The sequence below is a fragment of the Vibrio sp. 1978 genome (assembly GCF_033344345.1).
Genome location: NZ_JAWPOP010000110.1, coordinates 1 through 1,245, shown reverse-complemented (window position 1 = coordinate 1,245; position 1,245 = coordinate 1). Strand labels below are relative to the sequence as shown.

The following is a 1,245-nucleotide window of genomic DNA, read 5'->3' as shown; positions in this document are numbered from 1 at the left end:
GTCTAACTTGGTTCATCGGCACTTCTATCTCGGAATCTGATTTGCTTGGCCTCTTACCGAAAAGCCAAGAGAAAAGCTGGATTGTTGGTATCGTCGTCAGCTTGTTTGGCATCGGCTTTAGTTGGGTTATCTTTGAACGCGTTACTCGACCAATCAACGCCACTGCCGATGCAGCTCAACACCTAGCAAATGGCGATTGGGATAGCTCAATGCCCCAACCTGGCCGTGTGTACGAAACGACCGTGCTCGCAAAAGCCTTTAATGAAATGGCCAGCAACCTCAAAGCCTCATTTAAGGCGCTGCGCGATCAGCTGGTGTATGACTCATTAACTCGACTCTACAGCCGCCAAGGATTAATCGAAATCTGCGAAAACAAACCCAATTTGTGTCACGGTAGTTTGTTCTTATTGGGGATCAACAAATTTAGAGATATCAACGACAGCGTGGGACACCACAATGGTGATCAGCTGTTGGTTAGCATCGCAGAAAGGCTGAAGCAACAATTCCCAGACCACACCATGCTGGCCCGAATTGGTGGCGATGAGTTCGCTCTGTTTATGCCAGATATGGATAAAGACGAAGACATCCGTTTAACAGAACGTCGCCTACAACAACTGTTCGCAGCACCATTTATGGTTGAAGGTGAAAGCGTGGTGATGAAGATCTCACTAGGGATTGTGCAAACCAAGCATGGTGAGAACATGCCGCTTTGGCTACGCAATGCCAGCATTGCTCTGAGCTACGCGAAGCAAGATCCACTGACGGGCATTTGTTACTACAGCCCAGAACTCGCGAGCGCATCGAAGTTTCGTACTCAGCTGCTCACGAAGATGCAAACGGGCATCGACAAGCGCGAATTTGTGCCTCATTATCAGCCGATCATCGATCTCGCGTGTGGTAACGTATGTGGCGCCGAAGCCCTAGCTCGCTGGAATAGCGAAAGCGGTATGATTTCACCATTAGATTTCATCCCAATCGCGGAAGAAAGCGGCATGATCAAAGCCATTGGCCAACAAATCTTGCTGCAAGCGTGCCGAGACACATACAAAGCCATCGAGAACAAACAGTGGCCGTCAGACTTCCAATTGCACGTGAACATCTCGGTCAATCAGCTCTCCTGTCCGGCGTTTGTCGACACCGTGACACGAGTGCTGGATGTCACCAAGCTGCCCGCCAAAAACCTCACGTTAGAGATCACCGAGTCGCGCATTATTGACAGCGCACCAACGACTCTGGAAAACATGA

At 49.7% G+C, this 1,245-nt stretch carries 1 protein-coding gene; it reads left to right on the top strand.

The window, feature by feature from the left end:
- Positions 1 to 1,245 (top strand): putative bifunctional diguanylate cyclase/phosphodiesterase (locus R8N49_RS24825; RefSeq protein ID WP_318190178.1); only part of this gene is annotated, 1,245 nt, incomplete at both ends.